Source organism: Halorussus sp. MSC15.2 (genome assembly GCF_010747475.1).
Classification (GTDB): domain Archaea; phylum Halobacteriota; class Halobacteria; order Halobacteriales; family Haladaptataceae; genus Halorussus.
Genome location: NZ_VSLZ01000002.1, coordinates 605,143 through 625,321 on the forward strand (window position 1 = coordinate 605,143; position 20,179 = coordinate 625,321).

Genomic DNA, 20,179 nt, shown 5'->3' on the forward strand with positions numbered 1-20,179 from the left:
CACCGAGGCGTCAAACCTCATATAAATAGGTCGGCGTGTAGGAGTAGTCGGGTTCCGGGCCGCCGGCGGAGGCGGCCTGACCCGGAGTAACCATGCGCTACGCCCAAGCCAACAAAGGACAGGTGAGTTACGGTATCGAAGACGCGGCGTACTCGAAGGCGAGTGCGACCGGCAACTACTTCGGCCTCGTGAACGAGGACGTCGAAGTTCCGAACCCGAACGAAGTGACGCCGATGGCGACCGGCGGCGGTCGCCGCGGTCCGCACGTCAACGCGCCGAACGCCAAGGAGTACGAGTTCGAGGTTCCCTTCGCAGTTCTGGACCACAACGCTCCGTTCGAGGTGGCGCTCGGAAAGCGAACGACGACGACCGAGGACCCCGACGGTACCGCCGGTTCGGGCGACGAGTACGAGAAACACATCGTCACGGAGGCCGACAAACTCCCGACGATGACGGTCGAACACTATCAGGAAGACCTCGACCTCAAGGAGTGGTTCGTCGGGAGCAAGGCCGGGCTTCAACTCGAAGCCGAACAGGGCGAGGCGCTCTCGGCCACGCTCTCCGTACTGGCCGCCCAGCGCGAGTACGACGACGCCGCGACGACGGCTACCGACCTCTCGGTTCCCAGTAACGTGAGTCCGTATCGTTTCTGGATGAAGGGCGACGTGACCCTCAGCGACTCCAGCGGTACCGTGGACACGCTGGCGACCGTCTCGGGCATGGACCTCTCGTGGGACAACGGTCTCGAAGCCCAGCATCAGGGCAACGGCCGCGAGGCCCACGCCGTCGCCGAGACCACCGCGGCCGAGAAGTACGACATGAGCCTCACGGTCAACGTCGTGGACACCGACCTCTACAGGCGTGCGGCCGAGGACGAGGCACCCGTGGACGTGGAGATTCCGTTCTTCCGCGAACCCGGCGCTTCGACCGTCACCGACGCGCTGTACGTCCGACTGAAGGAGTGTACCGTCACGAGCGCCCCCGTCCCGAAGGCGGGAGAGGGCACCGTGGAGGCCGAAATCGGACTCGCGCCCCGCGACACCGAAATCGAGTTCCGCACCCCCGCATAACGCACCATGAGCCACCACGCAACCGAATCGCGAGACGAGGAACAGGATTCCGACGACGGAAACGAGGACGCCGCCGACCGAACGGACCACCCCAAGGAGCAGATAAAGCGGGCCAAGCGAGACCGACGACAGTCCGAGTCCGAGACCGACGCGAGCGACACCCTCTCGTGGGACGAGGCCGCCAGCGGGTTCGAACGCCAACTCGAACAGCGCCGGACGGTCGGCGTCGAGATTCCGGAGATGGGCGTCGCGGAGTTCACGCTCCGAGGTCTCTCGCGCGAGGAGCGCGACGAGGTCGAGCAGAAGGCCGCCAACGTCAACCGCAAGGGTCGCCGCGATACCGAGGTAGAGGTCGATACCGGCGCGATTCGCCAGACGATGCTGAAGTACGGCATCGTCTCCGGACCGGAGGGGTTCAAGCCGCAGCGCGAGGACCACCTCGACGCGCTTCCGCCGGGTGTCCAAGACGAACTCGTCGATATCGTCGAGGACATGAGCACGCTCTCCGTCGAGGAGCGCGACGGGTTTCAAGAGATGGGGTAAGGGGAAGCGTGTCGAACCAGAGACGGTCTTCGAGCGACGCGTCCTCGAAGACGCGGCCTTCTGGGACGCCTACGGGTGTCCTGCCGACCCGCGTCGCCTCCCCGCTCGGGAGCATGCGGCGCATCTCGCGGTGCTGGAAGGCAAGCAGAAAGCGAAGGAAAAAGAGCAGCAGAAAGCACAGCGACAGCAACGCGGTGCGGGACGACGGGGGTAACAGATGAGCGGAATGAACGGCACCGTCCAGAAGTACGCGAGACGGGCGGGTCGAGCTAGCAGACGGGGTCAGCACCGACTGACTGCACCGTCGCAGGCCCAGAGCCAAGCGATGACCTCGGTCAGCAAAAAGCTGGTCGGCGTCTGGAAGCGGATAATCAAGAACTCGCCGAAACTTCAGGACCAAGTCACCCGCATCAACAAGAGTCTCGACAAACTCGCCGGGACGCTCGGTTCGTCGCTCGTTCCGGCCTTCCGACTGCTCGCCGACGGTATGAAGTTCGCCGTCAAGACATTCAAGGCGATGCCGGGGCCAGTCCGCGACTTCGTCGGCATCGCGTTCGCCCTCGTTTCGGGCCTCGTGATGGTGACGACCGCGGTCTCTACGGTCGCCACCGCACTCGGCGGTGTTGCGGCGGTCCTCGGCGGACTGCTCGGACCGATACTCGCCGTCATCGCGGTCGTCGCACTCCTCTACGTAGTTTGGAAGAACAACCTGTTCGGGATACGGACCATCGCAAAACGGGTGTTCAACTGGCTGAAAGGGTTCGTGACGGGGGTTATCGCTTTCATCAAGTCGCCGTGGAAGACGTTCACGAAACTCCTCCCCCGCCTCTGGAAGTCTGCTGGGAAGGCGCTCAGAACCGGCGTCAAAGCCGTCTTCGGTGCCATCAAAGCCCTCGTCGTCGGATACCTGACGTTCACGCTGACGTTCTGGAAACGAACCCTGAATCTCCTCGTCACGGCGGCGCGAACCGCGTTCGCCTTCGCCAAGAAGGTGATTGCGAAGGCGTTCGCCGTCATCACGAACGTGGTGAGGACCGGCGTCCGAAAGCTGAAACAGCTCTGGAACTCCGCGCTCGGCGTCGTCCGAACGTTCGTCGTGAAAGCGAAGAAGAAGGTCGGCGCGCTCGCCGGGAAAGTGACGAAGGCGTTCACGAATCTCGCCGAGTCCGCGCTCAAGTGGGCCAAGGACCTCGTGAAGCAGTTCGTCGCCGGAATCAGCGCGAAGATGAAGGCGTTCACGAAGAAACTCGGAAAGCTGAAAAAGAAAGTCGAGAGGACACTCGGCAACTTCGCCAAGTCGGCGAGGCGCTGGGGCCGAGACCTCATCTCCGAGTTCATCTCCGGCATCGACGACAAAATCGACCACTTCCGGAGCAAGATAAACGACCTCAAGAGCACGGTCCAAGAGGCCATCTCGTTCGACCGCGTGGAGAACGACCGGATGGCCCAGCGCTGGGGGTCGGACCTCGTGGACCACTTCTCGCGGGGGATGGCTCGCAAGTCGGGCCAACTCCAGAGCGCGCTCCCCACCCAGCGACCCGGCTCGTTCGGGCTTCAAGCTTCGACTGCAGGCGGTGCTCGGACCACCGTGGACGTCACCGTCGAGGCCGGGGCGGTCCAGATGCGCGGCGGAAGCACCGCCCGGGTCAACGCGCAGAAAACCGCGGAGGGCGTCGCCGACGAGTTCGCACAGCGGTTCGGGAGGCGGTCGTAGATGGCCGACCACACCGAGGTCCGACTGGAGAAGCCCCGGGAGAACGCCGACGACGACGTCGTGGCGTACTTCGCGCCCAACTTCGAGGTCCAGCCGAGTTTCGACAACGACCTCTTCACCGCCGAGCGCGCGACGAGTCGCCCGACGGTCGCGCGCGACAACCAGCAGTACAGCCACGAACTCTCGGTCGAGGGCGTGTTCGAGGACTCCGACAGGCTTCCGGACGCACACCGCGCCGACGTGGAGGCGATGGTCGGGTCCTCGCCCGCGACCGCCCGCCAGCAGGTGAACAGGCTGGTCCACTACGCGACGCAGGTCGGTGGTCCCTTCTACCTCTACGAGGGTACCGACGAGTACACCGCCGAATCGACCGCCGCGATGGACGTTCAGAACGGCGTCTACCCCGCGGTCCAGATAGCGTCCGTCGAACCGCCCTCGCAGGGCGGTCTCTCGCGATTCGAGTACTCGGTGCAGTTCGTCGTGGGGGTGCCGCGCTGATGGGCGTCGAGTGGCGACTCCGACGCGTCAACGACGGCACAGTGGACGACGCGCTGTTGGACGTCGAGGTGACCGACGCTTACAATCGGTTCGCCCGACAGGCGACGGCCATCCTCGACGACCCCGATGGCGTGAAATCCGGAGCGTATCCGCAGCCAACACCGGTCGAGTTGGACGTGCGCCGCGACGACGGAGCGTTCGTCCAGCGGTTCGGCGGATTCGTCATCAATACGACCACCGAACAGGACGCCACGACGCTGGAGATACTGTCGCACGACTTCTGGCTCCGCAAACGGCAAGTGTTCCGGTCCTTCGCGGGCGACAGCATCGCAGCCGTACTGAAACTACTAATCACCGACCTCACGCCACTCAACTGGGCGAACGGAGCCGAGGTCGAAATCGCCAACGAACAACCCGTCGAACGCGACTGGAAGGGCGAGCGTCTCGACGAGGTGGTCGCGGAATTGGCAGCTAAATCGGCTGGCGAGGACTTCGGCGCGACCGACGAGGGCGTGTTCTACTTCCGCCCTCGCGACTCGACGGCCAACGAAGCGCCACGAACCTTCCCACCCGGGGAGTACGACGAGGCGAACTTCTCCGAGGACGGCAAGCGGGAAGTCAACAAAGTCACCCTCTACTACGGCGAGGGGTCGAACACGGGTGCTGTTGCGGTCCAGGACCGCGGCAGCCAACAGCGACTCGCCGACGAATTAGGCCGAAGTGAACCGGTCGTCGTCGGCGAGACCAAGACCTACCCCGAAATCGCCGACGAGAAGACGGCCGAACAGAAGGCGCGCCAGATTCTGAACGACCGGAGCGCGGTCCAGACAGGGACGCTGAAGACGTGGGAGGCGTTCGAGGTGACGCCCGGCGACGTGACCAGCGTCGTCGTCCCGGAACAGGGCGTGAATCGGGACTTCCGCGTCGCCGAGGTCACCTACAAGTGGCGAGACGACCGGACGGAAATCAAACTCGCCGAGAACTCCGACGGAGTGCTCGACACGCTCGTCAGCCTCAGTCAAGAGGTGTCGCGTCTCGACTCGCGGGCGGCCGACGAGAGCGCCACGATTACCCAAATCGTGGACCTCGCCGAGCAGGCTGGCGTCGAGTTCGACCTGACCGCCTACAAGCGGAGCGTTCCAGACGACCAGTTACTGTTCGGCCAACTGAAAGGCGGGTGGGGCGACCCGCGCTCCGGCGGCGGACGCTGGGGCGACCAGCGCGGTCCGCGGGAGGAAATCGCCTAAACGGTTCGAACCATGGCAGGAAAAATCACGAACGCCGGGCGCGACGCCATCCGCGACTTCGTCCAATCCGAGGTCGCGGAGATGGGCGTCGGAACCGGCACGACCGACCCGACCAAGACGAACAGTTCGCTCGAATCGGAGGTGACCCGGAAGTCGGTGTCGAAGGCCGACGGCGCGACGGGAGAGACGGTGTTCAAAATCACCCTCTCGACCAGCGACGCCAACTACGCCGACGTGGGCGCTGAACTCACCGAAGTCGGCACCTTCGACGCCGACGGAAACCTGCAAGCTCGGCTCACCCACAGCGGCATCCGCAAGACCTCCGACTTCGAGGTGGAGTATCGCCTTAGCGAGACGGTAGTGAACACGTAATCATGAGAGAACACACGGACGGCGACTTCCCGTTCGCCAACGACTTCAACGCGCTCGTCCGCGACGCCCTCGAAGGCGGCACGCAGGTCGAGAGCGGCTGCGGCGTCAGCGACGGCGGCACGCAGGACATGAACGTCGAGGTGGCGAGCGGCTCGGTCGTCATCGACGGAACAGAGCATTCGATTAGTTCCCAGAGCGTTAGCCTCGCCAGCGCCGACTCAGATAATCCGCGCTACGACCTCGTGGTCGCGGATTCGTCTGGTGCGAAGGCCGTGACGGGAACCGCGAGCGCGACGCCGAAAGCGCCCTCGATACCCTCGAAGAGCGTGCTGTTGGCGATTGTGGAGGTCCCTGCTGGCGCGAGTGGCGCGACCGATGGCGAGATTAGTGATGCGAGGGTGATTCTCCACGAAATCGCAAATACAGCGGTTTCGGCGTTGGAGAATCTGAGCGAGGGTGACTCCTTCAGTGGGTATCCGTTGGCGCATGGGACCGATGTGGACGCGCCGACGAACGCGCACCATGACCGATTCACGGACGCAGAGGCTCAGAAACAAGCACTGGCGTACGACTTCATAGGAGTGTGAATCATGGTTCAGGCGACTATCGACAACAGTCCGGTTAGTATCGTTTTGGCACACGGGGAATCAGTGACCGTTCCGAGCGGTGAAACGTGGCGAGTGACAATAAAACTAAATGGGAGTGGTTCGTACGCATCGATTAATAGTAAGGCATTCGTAAACGCGGACTCAAATAACGATGCTAATCCGGTTGAAACAGTCGTAACTAGTGGAGATAAAATTACTAGTCACGGGAGCAATCTCCACATCGGCGGCTTCGTGGTGAACTAACAATGTACAAACGAAAATCCAACTCCGGTCACGAAATCGAGTGGGAACCAGAAGACGACGCTATCGCCGCGCAGGCGCTCGCAGAGGTCGAAGAGACGGGCGTCGTCGCGAAGTCGCAGGCCGAAGAGGACGCTGTCGATATCGGCGACGACCACGAACTCGCCCAACAGGTGCAGGAACGCTACCAGCAGTTACTGGAGCAGAAGGAGTCTACGCAGTAACTCCATGCCGACCCACGACACCACCAAGAACGACCAGAGTATCACCGGACGACAGACCCTCAACGGCACCGACGACACCCTCGTCTCCGTGTCCGTCCCCTCGGGCGAAATCTGGTACGTCGAGGGCGTCCACGTCACGGCCGACGGAAGCGGCGACACGTCGGGCATCAGCATCGACGCGGGCGTCGCCGACGCCGTCACGCTCGACAACATGATGCCGACCGTCGGTCGCGCAGGCCGGGGCGACAGCGTCGGCGTCGATACGACCGTCAACGACAGCGCGAGCGCGGACGTGGACGCCTACGCCAGCGCTGGCGAGGAGATTCGCGTGGTCGAAGCCCACGAGAACGGTTCCTCGGGCGGCTACCACTACAGCGTGCAGATGCGACAAGTGCTGTAGGGGCGGAGCCGCTGGAGACCATCTCCGATACATCTGCGTTTCTTTTGTCGATGGTGTAGTCATCACGACCTCCAGTGGAGTAGAACGACGCTCACGACACACCCTGACAGCGGAGGTGTGGAACAGGTAACGTCCAAACGACAATGGTTAATTTCCCACCAACACCACCAACAAATTTATACGACAACAGTCCGTTGAAAGTAATACCGACGGAGCGCGACGGGTAGTCCTGACGCGCGACGTCCCGAATCGGACGACGAGCGACCTGCGGCGGCGGTACGGTCGAGGTTCGTCGGCACCCGCGCTCGACGGGCCGCGCGGCCGACTGTCGCCGCTCCCAAATCCATCAGCCACCACGCATGCCGAACAAACAGCTACGAGACTGGCAGAAAGTCGTGATTATGGCCTGTGCCCCGTTCTTCGGGAATCGGGCTATCGCCAAGAAGGCCAACTGCTCGGTCTGGGCAGTCCGGAAGTATCGGAACCGAATGAAAGAACGAGGCAGTACGCTCGACATCGACGAGGACGCCGACGGAGTCGTCACCCCAGAGGGAATGGACGTCCTCGACGATATCGTGACTGACGGTCTCGAAGAGGAACGCGGTCGCGTCTGAGCGGCCGGCGGAACTGCACTCACAGCGCTTCCTTTTTTCGCGACTAGTAAAGACCGACCGAGCGCGGAGTAGAAGGCTTCTCCACCTCGTGAAGTACGCTTGCGACCGTGCCGACGTGAAAACCAGTATATTACGCAGCGCACCTCTACTCGTCTATGTCTAACGAGGATTCCACCGCAGAGAGAGTCACGAGCGAAGCGTCGCGACCCCGAACCACGTTCGCAGTACAGTTCGTTTTCGAAGTTGAGCAGCGTGCGGACGCGGAAACCATCCGAGCGTACCTTCCCCACCCCGACGTCCCGGGGGTCTCTCGGACCGGATACCGGTCCTACGTCGAGTCGGCGGGCCTGCGACTACCCACGACCGGCGGGTCGGTTCCGTACTACGACCGGCGAGACGCCGAGCAACTGTACGAGACGTTGGCCGAGACCGACGACGTTGACGACTCCGTGGCGGCGGGGACGCTCGCACTCCGGCGGTTCGACGGCGGGACGGCGCTCGACGAGGAACCGGTGGTCGTCGCGGCGACCGAGTTCCCGTGACCCGACCGGGCGCGGAAAACGAGTATGTATCCCGTATCCGCTACGCTTCGAAGAATGGACTCACTCGGTCCCGCCGACGTGGCACAGTTGTTCGGAACGACCGTCGCCGTCCTGAGTACAGTGGGAGGGTTCGTCTACTGGGCCGTCCGACGTTCCGCGGGTATCGCGACGAAGTCGTACGTCGAGCGACACGTCGAGGAGGAACTCGACCCGATAGAGTCGCACGTCGTGACGGCGCTAGACCGCCTTCGAACGAACGAAGAGGAACTGGAGGAACTGAAGGGGTTGATTCACGGCGGTCCCAACCAGTTCGACAAGGGGATACTCGACTTCCTCGACGAGAACATCGAGCGGACCAAAGAGATACGAGAGGAACTCGACGAGATTCACGAGTTCCTCTCGACGCTCGAAGACCGCACGGAGGACTGACGGCCGTTTCGGGGACCCATTCGGGAGCGCACGGCGCTCCTCGGTTACTATCGGCTATCGTGGTGGCTGATGGTGAGTCCGTTCGGCGTGGAAGGCCACGCCACCCGTCCCTTCTCGTCATCACGATAAAGTAGTTAGTGTATGGCGGAGTGAAAGTGAAATTGAAGCTCGAACCTGTCGATGGGCGTCGAGACCCTTCCACCGGGACGTTCCGCCTCGAAATCGGGCGCTCGACCGACGGCTAGCCGCGGTGAAAGTAAAGCATCGACTCGTTCGATAGCCCTCGAAGAACACGACCGACGCGTCCCGAAACGGACCGAAGAGGTCCGTACTCCGCACCATCAGCCACCACGCTTACGAAATGCGGAGCATGCGATGTATTGGTCCAGACCAACATAATGGTATCGGTGACGAGGGCGAAACAAACTGACGACGGAGGTCGCCCGATACCCGACGCCGAAACCCGAACCGAAATAACGCTCGGCCGGTTACTCACTCGCGATGAACGGTCGCCTCGTCACTTCCCGGGAGGAGTTCGAACGCCTCGCGGCCGCAGTGGACGCCCCGGCCCGAATCCCGGTCGAACTCCGGGCGGAGGTCGAGGACCCCTTCGACGCCTACCGCCGGGCGCGCGACGAGGAGGGCGGTATCTACCTCGAAACCACGGGCGGACAGGACGGGTGGGGCTACTTCGCTACCGACCCCGAGCGGTGGGTGACGACCGACGCTACCGCCGAGACGCCCGCGGGGTTCGACGCGCTCGACGGCTTGCTCGCCGACGAACGCCTCGTACGCGGCGATTGCGAGGTGCCTTACCCCTGCGGCGCGTTCGGGTGGTTCTCCTACGACCTCGCCCGCGAGTTGGAGGACCTCCCCGACACGACCGACGACGACCGAGGTCTGCCGCGACTCCAGTTGGGCGTCTACGACCGCGTGGCGGCGTGGCGCGAACCCCGCGACGACGGGCCGACCGAACTCCGAATCACCTGCTGTCCACGCGTGGACGGTAGTGACGACTCCGGCGAGGTCTACGACCGCGCGGTCGAACGCGCTCGTGAACTCTTGCGCCGGGCGACCGAGGGCGACTCGACGACCGGGCCAGCGCCCGCGGAGGGCGAGACAGCGACGTTCCGGAACGAGGCCGGCCGCGAGGAGTACGCCGAGCGAGTCCGGCAGGTCAAGCGGTACGTCCGGGACGGCGAGACGTTTCAGGCCAACGTCTCCCAGCGACTTGTCGCGCCCGCAGGAGTCCACCCGGTCTCGGCGTACGCCGCCCTCCGTCGGGTCAACCCGGCACCGTACTCGGCGCTCGTCGAGTTCCCCGGCGTGGACCTCGTGAGCGCCAGTCCCGAACTCCTGATAGACTGCGCGGGCGACCGACTCGTGACCGAACCCATCGCCGGGACGCGTCCGCGGGGCGAGACTCAGGCGGAGGACCGCGCGCTCGAACGTGAACTGCTCGACAGCGAGAAGGAACACGCCGAACACGCGATGCTGGTGGACCTCGAACGCAACGACCTCGGGAAGGTCTGCGAGTTCGGGTCGGTCGAGGTCCCGGAGTACCGCCGCATCGACCGCTACTCCGAGGTGATGCATACCGTCTCGAAGGTTGTGGGCCGACGCCGCGCCGACGCCTCGGTGGCGGACGCCATCGCCGCGGTGTTCCCCGGCGGGACCATCACGGGCGCGCCCAAGCCCCGGACGATGGAGATAATCGACGAACTCGAATCGACCCGCCGGGGACCCTACACCGGAGCCATCGGCGTCGTCGGGTTCGACGACCGCGCGACCCTGAACATGACAATCCGGACGCTGGTCCGCGAGGGCGACCGTTACTACCTCCGGGTCGGCGCGGGCATCGTCCACGACTCGGACCCCGACGCCGAGTACGAGGAGACGCTGGACAAGGGCCGGGCGCTCGTCCGCGCGATGGACGACGCGCTCGACGAGACCGAACTCCGTGTCGAGGACGCGGGAGAATAGACGCCGAGAGCGTCTCCGAAACGTAGCCGCCGAGAACACCTTCGAACGCTCGAATCCGACGAGCCACCGCGAAGTTCCGAAGACGATTTAGCCGCTTGCGACCACCATACGACAACGAAGCCACTGCGGACCGCTCCACCATGTCCATCCTCGTCATCGACAACTACGACTCGTTCGTCTACAACCTCGTCCAGTACGTCGGCGAGTTCGACCCGGAAGTCACGGTCCGGCGCAACGACGCCGTTACAATCTCCGAGGTGCGTGAACTCGACCCCGACGGCATCGTCGTCTCGCCCGGTCCCGGCACCCCGGCGGAGGCCGGAATCTCGGTCCCGCTGTTCGAGCACACGGACTACCCCATCCTCGGAGTCTGTCTCGGCCATCAGGCCCTCTGCGCGGCCGAGGGCGCGACGGTCGGCCACGCGCCGGAGGTGGTCCACGGCAAGCCCTCGGTCGTGACCCACGACGGCGAGGGACTCTACGAGGGTCTGCCCGAGACCTTCGAGGTCGGTCGGTACCACTCGCTGGCGGTCGAGCGCGAGGACGTCCCCGACAGCCTCGAAATCACTGCGCGAACTGTCGGCGAGCGAGACGAAGCCTCGGACGACTTCGACGCGCCCGACGACCGGCGAGGGGTCGTCATGGGCGTTCGCCACCGCGAGCGGCCCCACGTCGGCGTCCAGTTCCATCCCGAAAGCATCCTGACCGACGCGGGCAAGCGACTGGTGGAGAACTTCTGCGAGTACTGTCGGACGAGTTCGGTCGCGGAATCCTGACGAACGCGGACGAGACGACCGACGACCGGTAGGGCGACGACGGTAAACAAAGGAAAAAGAGACGAGCGATTCCGACGCCGACTACGGTAGCGAGACGCTACGCCTCTCCCGCCGGGAGTCGTTATTCGGACGCCACTCGCTCGACGTGGTCGAGCCATTCGTCGAGCCACGCGTGACCGCGGTACCGAACGGTCCGGCGTTCTGAGTCGTAGGTCACGACGCCGTGAGACTCCAGTTTCGGTAGGTGCAAGTGGTGGAGGCGGAAGGCCAGCGACCGCGCGTCGGTGTCGCCGTCATCCGGCGTCCGTTGGGCGGTGATGGCGTCGGCGAGCGACGAGAGTTCCAGACCGCTCTCGCCGTCGCGGTCCTCGCTCTCGACCGCCCGGAGGTGTGAGAGCGCCTCCCTCCGGAGAGGGTCGGCGAGCAGGTCGAAAGCGGCGTCGAGTTTCTCCGAGGGTTCGTCTCCGGTGAGTAGGTTCGCAGTGGGTGCGCTCTCCGACCGCCTGCCTCCCGTCGTGGCGTGGTCGGGCCTCGCAGTGGGCCTCTCGGGCGTGGATTCGCTCGTGTCCTCGGACATCGTTAGGGGTTCGTACCGTGATACTGGATTCGCTCACGGATAAGCAGTCTGCACGCACTGTCAGGGTAAAAGTCGTATCCCGAAGGTTATTCCTTCGCTTCCCTTACACGCGGACGTGTTCCCTGACATCGCGTATCTCGACTGGATTGACGGGCGACCCGCCGAAGCCGAGTACGACCTCGGGTCGTCGGACCTCCGCCGCGGTCCCGCCGACGCCGGGAGCGTCGTCCCGCCTGCGCTCGACGGGACGCCGACTCCCGACTCGACTCTGGAGGCCCAGATAGCGGCGGTTTACGGCGTCGATGCCGAGAACGTCCTCGTGACCGCCGGCGCGACGCACGCCAACGCGCTCGCAGCGGCGACCGCGCTCTCGATTGCCGAAGACGACGCGACGACCGAGGACGACCCCGACGCCCCGGCGGCCACCGAGAAACACCGCGTGCTGGTCGAGAAACCCGGCTACGAACCGCTGGTCGCCACGCCCGAGGGATTGGGGGCCACCGTTGACCGGTTCCGACGCCCCGACGAAGAAGGGTATCCGCTCGACCCCGACAGGGTTGACGCCGCGACGGTCGAAGACACTGCGCTCGTCACGGTGACGAATCGCCACAATCCGAGCGGTCGTCGGGCCAGTCGAGAGGAACTCTCGGCGGTCGCTCGCCGCGTCGGAGACGAGGACGCGAGGTTACTCGTGGACGAGGTGTACGCGCCGTTCGACGTCGAAGCCGGCGACGGGCCGTTCGGCGGTCCCACGGCGGCCGGACTCCCGTACACGGTCGTCACGAGTTCGCTGACCAAGTTCCTCGGGTTCGGCGACCTGCGCGTCGGTTGGCTCGTCGGCGACGCCGAGTTCGTCGCTCGCGCCCGGTCGATAGACCACCACTTCGCTCAGGTCGCGGAACCGAGTCGGCGACTGGCCCGGCGAGCGCTCGCCGACGCCGACCGACTCGCCGACGAGTCGCGCGCACGCATCCGGGAGAACCGGAACGCACTGGCGACGTTCGTGGCCGACCGCGAGGACCTCTCGGGTCGGGTCGAACCCGGCTGTCCCTACGCGTTCCTGCGCCACGAGTCGGCCGACGGTGGGGAAGACGACGACGCGCTGTCTGACGGCGACGAAGTCGCGCGAGCGGCGTGGGAGAACGGCGTTCTCGTCGTCCCCGGCAGGTTCTTCGACGACTCCGAGCGCTTCCGAATCTGTGCGTGTCGCGACCCCGAGACGGTTCGAGAAGGTCTCGACCGACTCGGAGACGTGCTCGACTCGCTCGGTGGGTGAGGTCCGACAGGATAACCTCGGCTCACTGACGATACTCGATGATTTCGGCGACCTCTGCCAAAAGTTAAGACCCACCCAGACAATCCTTGTCCACATGGACGGAACACCGCAGGAGATTACCAGTCTGGTCGGCCGGGAGGTGTACTCCAACAACGGCGTCTTCGTCGGCGAAGTCGAGGACGTACAGTTGAACGTGCAAGCGTGCGCGGTCACGGGTATCGCGCTCGGCGAACTCAACCACGAACTGTTCTCGGACGTGGTGGGCGGCGAGAACGGCGTGATGATTCCGTATCGGTGGGTGCGCGCGGTCGGCGACGTGGTTCTCATCAACGACACCATCGAGCGACTCCGGCAACCCGACGCCGAGGGCGACGAAGAGGTCGCGGTCTGAGAACCGAGTCGTAGCACTTTCGGTCCGTTCTGCTCCTCGAAACTCCTCGTCGGTTCTGTGACGTAAGTCGAACGAGCAGCAACGGAGCGTACAGACGAGAAACAGCGCCGAGATTACCTGTTTTAGCTGCCGTTGCTCCCCTCGCCGCTCTCGACGCCCATCGCGTCGAACAGCTTTCGCTTGACCGCTTCCTCGGTCAGCGACAGGAGGGTGTCGCGGTTGTCGTCGGTGGTCTCGATGCCGGTGAAGATGCCGAGCGGAATCTCGACGCTGGCCTGCGTCGAGTGGCCCGCGGCCTCCCCGATTTCGGCGAAGGCGTCCTGCAGCACCTTCCCGATGTTCATCCGGATGTCCTTCGAGCGCGCGGCGAGGTAGATGGTGTCGTCGGCGATGCCGAAGACGGCCGTGGTCGTGATGCCCTCCAGATTCAGGAGGTGAGACGCGGCCTGCGTCAGCGCGTCGCGGTCGCGGATGAACCCGGCGTTGCTCACGAGGTGGCTCCCCTGCACTTCGCGGTTCGTGATGGCCTCCGCGAGCACGTCCAGCGTCTCCGGGGACATCGAGGGGGACTCGACCTGTTCGAGGGTGTCGTGGTTGGCGAAGGGGTAGAGGTACGCCGCGGCGGTCAGGTCCGCAGGCGTGGTGTCGCGCTTGAAGTCCAGCGTCTCGGCCCGGATGCCGTACAGCAGCGCGGTGGCGACCTCCTCGCTGACGTTGAGGTCGAACTCCTGCACGTACTTCGTCATGATGGTGGAGGTCGAACTCACGCTCGGTCGGATGTCCACGAACTCGGCCTCGTACTCCTCGTCGGGTTCGAAGTGGTCGATGAAAATGTCCACCGGCTCGTCGAACGTCGCCTCGGTCGCCTTGGCGTGGTCCACGAGCGCGATGGTGTCGTAGTCGTCCGGGTCGGCGTCGGCGTAGGGGAGCAGTTCGATGCCGAGCAGGTTGACGAAGGCTCGGTTCTCCTGATGGCCGATGTCGCCGATGTAGAGGATGTCGGCCTCCACGCCGAGCGTGTCGGCGATGGCCTGTAGCGCCACCGCGCTGGCGATGGAGTCGGGGTCGGGGTTGTCGTGGGTGACGATGGAGAGGCGCTGGTCGGTGTCCTCTATCACCTCCGCGAGCTGCTGGGCCTTGTACTCCAGTTCCCCGGTTTCGAGGGCGCGGAGCGCGGAGTCGGCGATGACTTCGGAGGGGTTGATGACCACGTCCGCACCCAGCTCGGTCAGTTCGTCCTCGGAGACGGGGTCGCTCGCGCGGACGACGACGAACTGCTCGCCGCCGTTCGCGCGGATGTTTCGGACGGCCTCCTTGTTGGCCTCCACGTCGGAGGACATGATGAGAACGACCTCGTTGTCGGCGATGGTGTCGTAGAGGTCCTCCTCGCGGATGTCGGCGGTCTGGGCGTTGAGGTCCTGGTCGCGCAGGGCCTCGACGCGGTCGGCGTCCCGGTCGATGATGAGTACGTCCTTGCCCTGCCCCACCAGTTCCTCGGCGACCGCGTGCCCGACGCTACCACAGCCTAAGATAGCGTAGTCGGACATCGAGGAGATGGTAATCCCGGCGCTCATGATACTGTGGCGTTGCTTCGGACCACACTTAACGTTCCCGGAGCGACGCTATCCGCCGCCCGCCGGGGGTTCGGCCACGCACGGCGGGTAACCGACGCTTGTCAGGGGAACGGGTGACCCTGCCCGACGAGTTCGTCGTCGGCGAGCGCCGGATGGCCGACCGGCGGCAGGCCGGGTGGACACAGCGACACCAGTTCTGGAGCGACGACGCGAGCGACCCGGAGACCGGTCTCCTCGACGCCAGCCGTCGTGAGGTCGTACGCTATCGGGGTCGCACCGACGGCGTCGAGCGCGTCGAGGCAGGCGTCGAGTTCGCGCTCGGGAGTCGGGAAGGTCCGGGACTCGCGGTCGGGAGCGACTTCGCGTGGTCCCTCGAAGAACAGCGAGACCTCGTCGAAGTTCTCGGGGTACATGTAGTACTTGAAGTTCTCGTCGAGGTTCAACACGTTCGGCGACGCCACGTCTTCCGGGCCGTCGTACGCCAGCGCGGTCTTCATCGAACGGAGACCCTGCGTGGCTTCGACCAGTGCGTCGCGGACCGCCGCCTCGAAGTCGAGGTCGGCGGCCGCTCCGAAGAGGAACTTCGGGGCGCGCTCGCGCTCGTCCACGTAGACTGCACCGAGCGTGTGGAACTCGCTGTCGGTCTCGAACCGACACAGCCGGTAGTCGCCGAAGTCGTTCCCAAGCCGTCGGCGCTCGCGTTCGAGGGCGGGCCACTCGTCGAGCGAGAGCCTCGTCGGCGGGTCTTGGCGATACCAAGAGCGCATCACTGCGTCTCGCTCGACGGACTCGTAGATGGCACCCACCAGTGCGGACGCGAGGTCCGGACCGCAGGCGAGACCGTTAGACGACGTGAAGAAGTACGGGTCTCCGCCCGTCGCCTCGCCGAGGGAGACGAGCGGGACCGGGACGAACTCCTCGTCGCCGTCTATCAGGTCGGTCCCGGCGGCCCACTCGACTTCGGTCGTTCGGTCGAACGGCTCGGCACCGAACTCCCTGACGGTCTCCGGGTCGAACGGCGCGACAGACCCGAAGTCCGGGACCGACGCGTCGCTGGCGGCGAGGTCCGCGTAGGTCGCCTCGACGGTCCGGTAGTCGTGGACCTCGCTCGGCCAGAGCGCGCAGTAGCGCTCGGTGAACTCTCCCACCGCGGTCTGGACGCCCTCAGCCACGGTACGACCCTTGCCGCCCGCTTCGGGGTCCGGTTCGGTCTCGGTGTCCTGTGGGAGGAGTTCTCCCACGGACGCGGTCGAGATATCGGCCCCGACTATCGAGTCGTCGTCGCGGGGTGGGTGGTCGAACTCCACTTCGGAGACGATGCCGGTGCGCTCGCCGACCAACCGTTCGACCGTCGCGGTCTCGGACCGACTGCGGACGCGAGGTCTAATGGTTCCCGCCCCCGTTGCGGTCACGAACCATGTCCTCGACACTGACGTGTCGGCTGTGGTCGATGTCGTCGCTCGACTTCCCGCAGACCGGGCACCGAGGCATCCGCAACACGTCGTCGGCCCCGACCGAGAGGTTCGAGAAGTCGTAGTGGACGACGCGCCCGACCGTGAACCCGACGCCGCTCACCAGTTGATTCACGAGTTCGAGACCGAGACACCCCGCGACGATGCGTCCGAACCCGGGGAGGTTCGGACCGGGTGCGCCGGGCGCGTCGGCGACGACCTCCTCGTAGGCGCGGTAGCCCTCGGGCGCGTCCACGTTCGCGTACCGCCGTTGCCTGAAACACTCGTAGCAGGCGGTCTCGCCCGGGAGTATCGTCGGCCCGACGACCCCGTCCATCCCGGCCACCTGCCCGAGGAGTAACGGCGTCTCGGTCTCGTGGGCGAGTCGGTTCAGTCGGTCAGTCGCGTCGGGGTCCGGCCGGTCGGCGGCGTAGACCGCGTAGTCGGCAGCAGCGAGCGCGTCCCGTAACTCCCCGGACTCCAGCGTCGAGACCTCTGGTGCGTCCGCGAGGTCCTCGGGTATCGACGACCCGTGAAGAGAGCGGAATCGCACGTCGCCGACGCCCATCTCCACCGCGTCGCGCGCGAGGTAGGTCGCGGTCCGGCCCGACCCGACGAGCGCCACCGTCGCGGCGTCGAGGTGCGCCAACTCGTCGCCCGAGTACTGGTCGGTCGCCGAGAGGTACCCCCGGACGCCCTCGCGCCCGATAGCGCCCTCGCCGGCGTAGATAACGTCCTCGTCCTGTAGCAGATAGAGGACCTCCGCGACCTCGTCGGCGTCGTCGCCGAACGCGTCCAGTATCTCGTCGACTGTGTTCGTACCGTCGAGCATGGCGACGAGGTCCGCGAGCGTCCCCTCCCGGTCGTCGTCCGAGAGGTCGAAGACGGTCCCGCTCCACGGTCCCGACCGGAAGTGAACGTCGTCGGGAGAGAGTCGCACCGGAACCAGCGACGCGTCTATCTTCGGATACTCGACGAGCGCGTCTTGGAGCGAGTCCGTCATGGAGCGCTCACCTCCGACGCAGGGTGGCCAGCGCCGACCGTGTAGACCACGGCCTCGTTGACGCCGTCCACGTCGAGGACGTCGTTCAGCGCTCTGTCGCGGAACGCCGCCGCCGGGACGGTCCCCAGACCCAACGCCTCGGCGACGAGCAGGAGGTTTTGGGCGGCGTGGGCCGACTCCTGAAGCACGTACCGATAGCCTCTAGGTCCGTACTTCGCCTTGTTTCGGGGAAACGCGCCGGTCATCACGAAGACGACCGGAGCGGACGCGAGGTTCAGTCGGTCGCTCGTGATGAGGGCGTCCGCGAAGTCGTCCGCGAGTTCGGGGTCGTCGGTCCGCAGGCGTCGGAGTCCGTGTTCGGACGCGCTGTAGTAGTAGAGTCCGGAGTCCAGACCGTCTACGTCGAGGACGACCGGATACAACTCGACCGGATAGAGACCGCCTGCGGAGGGGTAGGTTCGGAACTGCTTGGCGTTGCCCGCGCCATCGCTCCGGGTCGCGGAGACGCCGACGCCGTACCGGAGCAGCGTAGCGAGGTCCCGTTTCGAGAGCGAGTCGTCGGCGTACTGGCGCACGGTTCGCCGACCGTCCAGCACCGTCCCGAGGTCGGCGTCGAGTTCGACGTTCGACGGGAGTTCGACCAACTCCGAACCGGCGTAGTCCGCGTCCACGTTCGCGAGAACGTGGTGCATCCCCGGTTCGGACAACCGCTGGGTGGACCGGGACTGCTGCCGGTCGTGGACGGGGTCGCCTTTCGTGTTCTCGTGGAATATCTCGGCCACGTCGCCCGGTTCGAACTCTCGCCGCTGGAACTGCTGGATGTAACTCTCGTCCGGCCAGAAATCGACGCCGCCGTCGTCGTACGACTGCACTTGGAAGGCGCGGACGTTCTCGTATCCTTCCTTCGACAGGTCCATGTTATTACACGCCACGCCCGAATCATATCAATGTTTTCGACTATTAATCGAAGAGATACTCGCATCCCGAATAGCGACGGCCGTTCTCTAAAGTTACTCCAATACGTATAAATTACTATATTAAAATAGAAGATTATTTTCACAGCGCACATATTAAAACATTGTAAAAAAGACTATTTATGTACTCTATCTATGATATGTTGGTTCACACCATGGAAGTCAATGTCAGCCGCTTCGAGAAGCAGAACAAGGTAGAAAAGAGCCTCGAAGAAGTCGCGTGCTGTTGTATCGGTTTCTGCACCGGCGGCGGATAATCCGACGCCCAGCGTCAATCATTTTTTGTGAATAAAAGCAGGAGAACGGCGACTTCCTCGTCGGAAACGGAAATGTATTTACGTCCGACGGGGTAAGGATAGGATGCGTTGGGCCGGTAGCTCAGTTAGGGAGAGCGTCTGACTCTTAATCAGACGGTCAGGGGTTCAAATCCCTTCCGGCCCGTGTTTTCCGGCGAACTACACCTCGAGCAGTTCGTCTGCTCGTTTCTACTGTGAGGCGGACAACCCGTCGCCGAAGGATTTGAAGTAGACGAGTCGCACGCCCGGAAGCGCAACGAAGTGAGTATCCCGGACCGTCGCGGCGTAGTTCGACTCCCTTCCGGCGCGTATTCTATCCGCGAATAAATTGGTGAGCACCGCTCAGCGTATCATCGTCTCCTCAAGAGCGGAAGCGTCGGCGTCTTCGGACAACGAGCACTGTCACGTCCACGTCGAGACGTACCGTTCCAGCGCAGCCACCGTCTCCTCGACCGACGACGCCTCGGTGTCCAGCGTCAGGTCCGGGGTCTCCGGCTCCTCGAACTTTCCGTGCATGGCGCGAACGCCCCGCTCGTCGATGGCGTCCTCCCGCGTCCGATTTCGCTCCAACGCAGTCTCCAGACTCGCCGTGAGATAGACGAGGTGAGCGTCCGGCAGTGCCCGGAACCGTTCTCGGTACTCGCGGCGGTAGAACGTCCCGTCGAGAAGCCAGTCGGCGGCGGGGTCGGCGAGCACGCGCTCGTACATCTGCTCGTAAGTGTTCCGCGAGAAGTCGTCGGAGTGCAGTACTCGAACCTCGCGGCCAGCCGCGCCCAGAGCGTCGCGCAGTCGCTCGGCGACGGTTGTCTTGCCGACGCCGGGCGGTCCGCAGAGGACGAGTTTCACGACAGCATCGTGGGGAGAGACGGTGAAAAGCGTTCAGTCCAGCGACTTCTCCATCTCGACGTGCGGAATTCCTGCCTCCTCGAAGACGTCGCTGGTGGTCTCGTAGCCGAGGTCCCGGTAGAACTGCTCGACGGGTGTCTGGGCGTGCATCACCAGCGTCGAGAGACCCTGCTCCGCGGCGGTCGATTCGATTTCGTCGATAATCGTTCGACCGACGCCTTCGCCGCGATGTTCCTCCAGCACCGCGATGCGCTCGACCTTCCCCGTTCGGTCCCCCACCTCGCGGAGACGACCGACGCCAACCGGCGCTCGGTCGGCGTCGGTTCCCTCGCCGCGTTCCCCCTCGGCGTAACCCACGAAGTGGATTGATTCGTCGTCTTTCCCGTCGATTTCCACGTCCTCCGGGACGCCCTGCTCGTCCACGAAGACTTCGAAACGGACCGAGAGCGCATCTGCGCGCTCGGTCTCGGTCTCTGCGCGGCGGACTTCGTACGACATCGGCGAGGATTCCGGTTCCACGGTTCTGAACGT

General features: G+C 64.6%; 23 protein-coding genes and 1 tRNA gene. 17 read left to right on the top strand and 7 right to left on the bottom strand.

The features are described 5' to 3' along the window. The first annotated feature begins 92 nt into the window (after positions 1-92). From FXF75_RS10170 to FXF75_RS10235, 14 genes are all read left to right on the top strand, one after another. Entirely contained in the window at positions 93-1,070 is a 978-nt protein-coding gene (locus tag FXF75_RS10170) for a phage tail tube protein (protein WP_163521756.1), read from the top strand. A gap of 6 nt (positions 1,071-1,076) precedes the next feature. Next, positions 1,077-1,613: a hypothetical protein gene (locus FXF75_RS10175; RefSeq protein ID WP_163521757.1), complete on the top strand. Its 537-nt coding sequence runs from the start codon at positions 1,077-1,079 to the stop codon at positions 1,611-1,613. A 217-nt stretch (positions 1,614-1,830) separates the two neighbouring features. Beyond that, complete coding sequence (locus FXF75_RS10180; RefSeq protein ID WP_163521758.1) at positions 1,831-3,327, top strand: hypothetical protein; 1,497 nt, start codon at positions 1,831-1,833, stop codon at positions 3,325-3,327. Next, a complete protein-coding gene (locus tag FXF75_RS10185) occupies positions 3,328-3,825 on the top strand; it encodes a hypothetical protein (RefSeq protein ID WP_163521759.1) in 498 nt (165 codons plus the stop codon). It abuts the gene before it with no gap. Continuing rightward, positions 3,825-5,072, top strand: coding sequence for a hypothetical protein (locus tag FXF75_RS10190; protein WP_163521760.1), 1,248 nt, complete (start codon positions 3,825-3,827; stop codon positions 5,070-5,072). Before FXF75_RS10185 ends, FXF75_RS10190 begins: the two co-directional genes overlap by 1 nt. Positions 5,073-5,084: 12 nt before the next feature. Beyond that, the gene (locus tag FXF75_RS10195; protein WP_163521761.1) at positions 5,085-5,444 is read left to right on the top strand and encodes a hypothetical protein; all 360 of its coding nucleotides are present in this window, start codon (positions 5,085-5,087) and stop codon (positions 5,442-5,444) included. 2 nt (positions 5,445-5,446) lie between these two features. Further along, positions 5,447-6,031 carry a hypothetical protein gene (locus FXF75_RS10200; RefSeq protein ID WP_163521762.1) on the top strand — a complete coding sequence of 195 codons (585 nt, stop codon included), beginning with the start codon at positions 5,447-5,449 and terminating at the stop codon, positions 6,029-6,031. Between the two features lie 266 nt (positions 6,032-6,297). Further along, positions 6,298-6,516 carry a hypothetical protein gene (locus FXF75_RS10205; protein WP_163521763.1) on the top strand — a complete coding sequence of 73 codons (219 nt, stop codon included), beginning with the start codon at positions 6,298-6,300 and terminating at the stop codon, positions 6,514-6,516. Positions 6,517-6,520: 4 nt separating this feature from the next. Next, entirely contained in the window at positions 6,521-6,916 is a 396-nt protein-coding gene (locus tag FXF75_RS10210; protein WP_163521764.1) for a hypothetical protein, read from the top strand. 359 nt (positions 6,917-7,275) lie between these two features. Further along, positions 7,276-7,530, top strand: coding sequence for a hypothetical protein (locus FXF75_RS10215; protein WP_163521765.1), 255 nt, complete (start codon positions 7,276-7,278; stop codon positions 7,528-7,530). 155 nt (positions 7,531-7,685) lie between these two features. Next, positions 7,686-8,072 carry a hypothetical protein gene (locus tag FXF75_RS10220; RefSeq protein WP_163521766.1) on the top strand — a complete coding sequence of 129 codons (387 nt, stop codon included), beginning with the start codon at positions 7,686-7,688 and terminating at the stop codon, positions 8,070-8,072. Positions 8,073-8,126: 54 nt separating this feature from the next. After that, positions 8,127-8,501 (top strand): hypothetical protein, encoded by a 375-nt coding sequence (locus FXF75_RS10225; protein ID WP_163521767.1) that lies wholly within the window; start codon positions 8,127-8,129, stop codon positions 8,499-8,501. A gap of 501 nt (positions 8,502-9,002) precedes the next feature. Then, positions 9,003-10,484 (top strand): aminodeoxychorismate synthase, component I, encoded by a 1,482-nt coding sequence (gene pabB / locus FXF75_RS10230; protein ID WP_163521768.1) that lies wholly within the window; start codon positions 9,003-9,005, stop codon positions 10,482-10,484. 140 nt (positions 10,485-10,624) lie between these two features. Next, on the top strand, positions 10,625-11,260 hold the full coding sequence (locus tag FXF75_RS10235; RefSeq protein WP_163521769.1) for an aminodeoxychorismate/anthranilate synthase component II: 636 nt from the start codon (positions 10,625-10,627) through the stop codon (positions 11,258-11,260). 121 nt (positions 11,261-11,381) lie between these two features. On the opposite strand, the gene FXF75_RS10240 is transcribed toward FXF75_RS10235, so the two are convergent. Beyond that, positions 11,382-11,837 carry a hypothetical protein gene (locus FXF75_RS10240; RefSeq protein WP_163521770.1) on the bottom strand — a complete coding sequence of 152 codons (456 nt, stop codon included), beginning with the start codon at positions 11,835-11,837 and terminating at the stop codon, positions 11,382-11,384. A 115-nt stretch (positions 11,838-11,952) separates the two neighbouring features. Here FXF75_RS10240 and FXF75_RS10245 point away from each other — a divergent pair, with 115 nt between their 5' ends. Together FXF75_RS10245 and FXF75_RS10250 are read left to right on the top strand one after the other, a co-directional pair. Next, positions 11,953-13,113 (top strand): pyridoxal phosphate-dependent aminotransferase, encoded by a 1,161-nt coding sequence (locus FXF75_RS10245; RefSeq protein WP_163521771.1) that lies wholly within the window; start codon positions 11,953-11,955, stop codon positions 13,111-13,113. Between the two features lie 94 nt (positions 13,114-13,207). Further along, positions 13,208-13,504 (top strand): PRC-barrel domain-containing protein, encoded by a 297-nt coding sequence (locus FXF75_RS10250; protein WP_163521772.1) that lies wholly within the window; start codon positions 13,208-13,210, stop codon positions 13,502-13,504. A 122-nt stretch (positions 13,505-13,626) separates the two neighbouring features. On the opposite strand, the gene FXF75_RS10255 is transcribed toward FXF75_RS10250, so the two are convergent. The 4 genes from FXF75_RS10255 to FXF75_RS10270 all read right to left on the bottom strand — a co-directional run bounded on the left by FXF75_RS10255 (position 13,627) and on the right by FXF75_RS10270 (position 18,449). After that, positions 13,627-15,078 (bottom strand): DHH family phosphoesterase, encoded by a 1,452-nt coding sequence (locus tag FXF75_RS10255; RefSeq protein WP_163521773.1) that lies wholly within the window; start codon positions 15,076-15,078, stop codon positions 13,627-13,629. Positions 15,079-15,179: 101 nt separating this feature from the next. After that, positions 15,180-16,490: a YcaO-like family protein gene (locus FXF75_RS10260; RefSeq protein WP_163521774.1), complete on the bottom strand. Its 1,311-nt coding sequence runs from the start codon at positions 16,488-16,490 to the stop codon at positions 15,180-15,182. Further along, positions 16,462-17,532: a TOMM precursor leader peptide-binding protein gene (locus FXF75_RS10265; protein WP_163521775.1), complete on the bottom strand. Its 1,071-nt coding sequence runs from the start codon at positions 17,530-17,532 to the stop codon at positions 16,462-16,464. The genes FXF75_RS10260 and FXF75_RS10265 overlap by 29 nt, the downstream gene beginning before the upstream one ends. Further along, positions 17,529-18,449, bottom strand: coding sequence for a SagB/ThcOx family dehydrogenase (locus tag FXF75_RS10270; protein WP_163521776.1), 921 nt, complete (start codon positions 18,447-18,449; stop codon positions 17,529-17,531). Before FXF75_RS10270 ends, FXF75_RS10265 begins: the two co-directional genes overlap by 4 nt. Positions 18,450-18,873: 424 nt before the next feature. Between FXF75_RS10270 and FXF75_RS10275 the strand changes: the two genes are divergently transcribed. Next, positions 18,874-18,947, top strand: a tRNA-Lys gene (locus FXF75_RS10275). Between the two features lie 257 nt (positions 18,948-19,204). Here FXF75_RS10275 and FXF75_RS10280 read toward each other — a convergent pair. Together FXF75_RS10280 and FXF75_RS10285 are read right to left on the bottom strand one after the other, a co-directional pair. Next, positions 19,205-19,648, bottom strand: coding sequence for an AAA family ATPase (locus FXF75_RS10280; RefSeq protein ID WP_163521777.1), 444 nt, complete (start codon positions 19,646-19,648; stop codon positions 19,205-19,207). Positions 19,649-19,681: 33 nt separating this feature from the next. Beyond that, positions 19,682-20,146 carry a GNAT family N-acetyltransferase gene (locus tag FXF75_RS10285; RefSeq protein WP_163521778.1) on the bottom strand — a complete coding sequence of 155 codons (465 nt, stop codon included), beginning with the start codon at positions 20,144-20,146 and terminating at the stop codon, positions 19,682-19,684. Between the last annotated feature and the right edge of the window lie 33 nt (positions 20,147-20,179).

Excerpts from the sequence above, each read along its gene's own strand:
- FXF75_RS10180 (WP_163521758.1), top strand. The coding sequence starts at position 1,831 with ATGAGCGGAATGAACGGCACCGTCCAGAAGTACGCGAGACGGGCGGGT.
- FXF75_RS10235 (WP_163521769.1), top strand. The coding sequence starts at position 10,625 with ATGTCCATCCTCGTCATCGACAACTACGACTCGTTCGTCTACAACCTC.
- FXF75_RS10185 (WP_163521759.1), top strand. The coding sequence starts at position 3,328 with ATGGCCGACCACACCGAGGTCCGACTGGAGAAGCCCCGGGAGAACGCC.
- FXF75_RS10285 (WP_163521778.1), bottom strand. The coding sequence starts at position 20,146 with ATGTCGTACGAAGTCCGCCGCGCAGAGACCGAGACCGAGCGCGCAGAT.
- FXF75_RS10250 (WP_163521772.1), top strand. The coding sequence starts at position 13,208 with ATGGACGGAACACCGCAGGAGATTACCAGTCTGGTCGGCCGGGAGGTG.
- FXF75_RS10190 (WP_163521760.1), top strand. The coding sequence starts at position 3,825 with ATGGGCGTCGAGTGGCGACTCCGACGCGTCAACGACGGCACAGTGGAC.
- pabB (WP_163521768.1), top strand. The coding sequence starts at position 9,003 with ATGAACGGTCGCCTCGTCACTTCCCGGGAGGAGTTCGAACGCCTCGCG.
- FXF75_RS10240 (WP_163521770.1), bottom strand. The coding sequence starts at position 11,837 with ATGTCCGAGGACACGAGCGAATCCACGCCCGAGAGGCCCACTGCGAGG.
- FXF75_RS10220 (WP_163521766.1), top strand. The coding sequence starts at position 7,686 with ATGTCTAACGAGGATTCCACCGCAGAGAGAGTCACGAGCGAAGCGTCG.
- FXF75_RS10195 (WP_163521761.1), top strand. The coding sequence starts at position 5,085 with ATGGCAGGAAAAATCACGAACGCCGGGCGCGACGCCATCCGCGACTTC.
- FXF75_RS10265 (WP_163521775.1), bottom strand. The coding sequence starts at position 17,532 with ATGACGGACTCGCTCCAAGACGCGCTCGTCGAGTATCCGAAGATAGAC.
- FXF75_RS10200 (WP_163521762.1), top strand. The coding sequence starts at position 5,447 with ATGAGAGAACACACGGACGGCGACTTCCCGTTCGCCAACGACTTCAAC.
- FXF75_RS10225 (WP_163521767.1), top strand. The coding sequence starts at position 8,127 with ATGGACTCACTCGGTCCCGCCGACGTGGCACAGTTGTTCGGAACGACC.
- FXF75_RS10255 (WP_163521773.1), bottom strand. The coding sequence starts at position 15,078 with ATGAGCGCCGGGATTACCATCTCCTCGATGTCCGACTACGCTATCTTA.
- FXF75_RS10270 (WP_163521776.1), bottom strand. The coding sequence starts at position 18,449 with ATGGACCTGTCGAAGGAAGGATACGAGAACGTCCGCGCCTTCCAAGTG.
- FXF75_RS10170 (WP_163521756.1), top strand. The coding sequence starts at position 93 with ATGCGCTACGCCCAAGCCAACAAAGGACAGGTGAGTTACGGTATCGAA.
- FXF75_RS10210 (WP_163521764.1), top strand. The coding sequence starts at position 6,521 with ATGCCGACCCACGACACCACCAAGAACGACCAGAGTATCACCGGACGA.
- FXF75_RS10175 (WP_163521757.1), top strand. The coding sequence starts at position 1,077 with ATGAGCCACCACGCAACCGAATCGCGAGACGAGGAACAGGATTCCGAC.
- FXF75_RS10215 (WP_163521765.1), top strand. The coding sequence starts at position 7,276 with ATGCCGAACAAACAGCTACGAGACTGGCAGAAAGTCGTGATTATGGCC.
- FXF75_RS10205 (WP_163521763.1), top strand. The coding sequence starts at position 6,298 with ATGTACAAACGAAAATCCAACTCCGGTCACGAAATCGAGTGGGAACCA.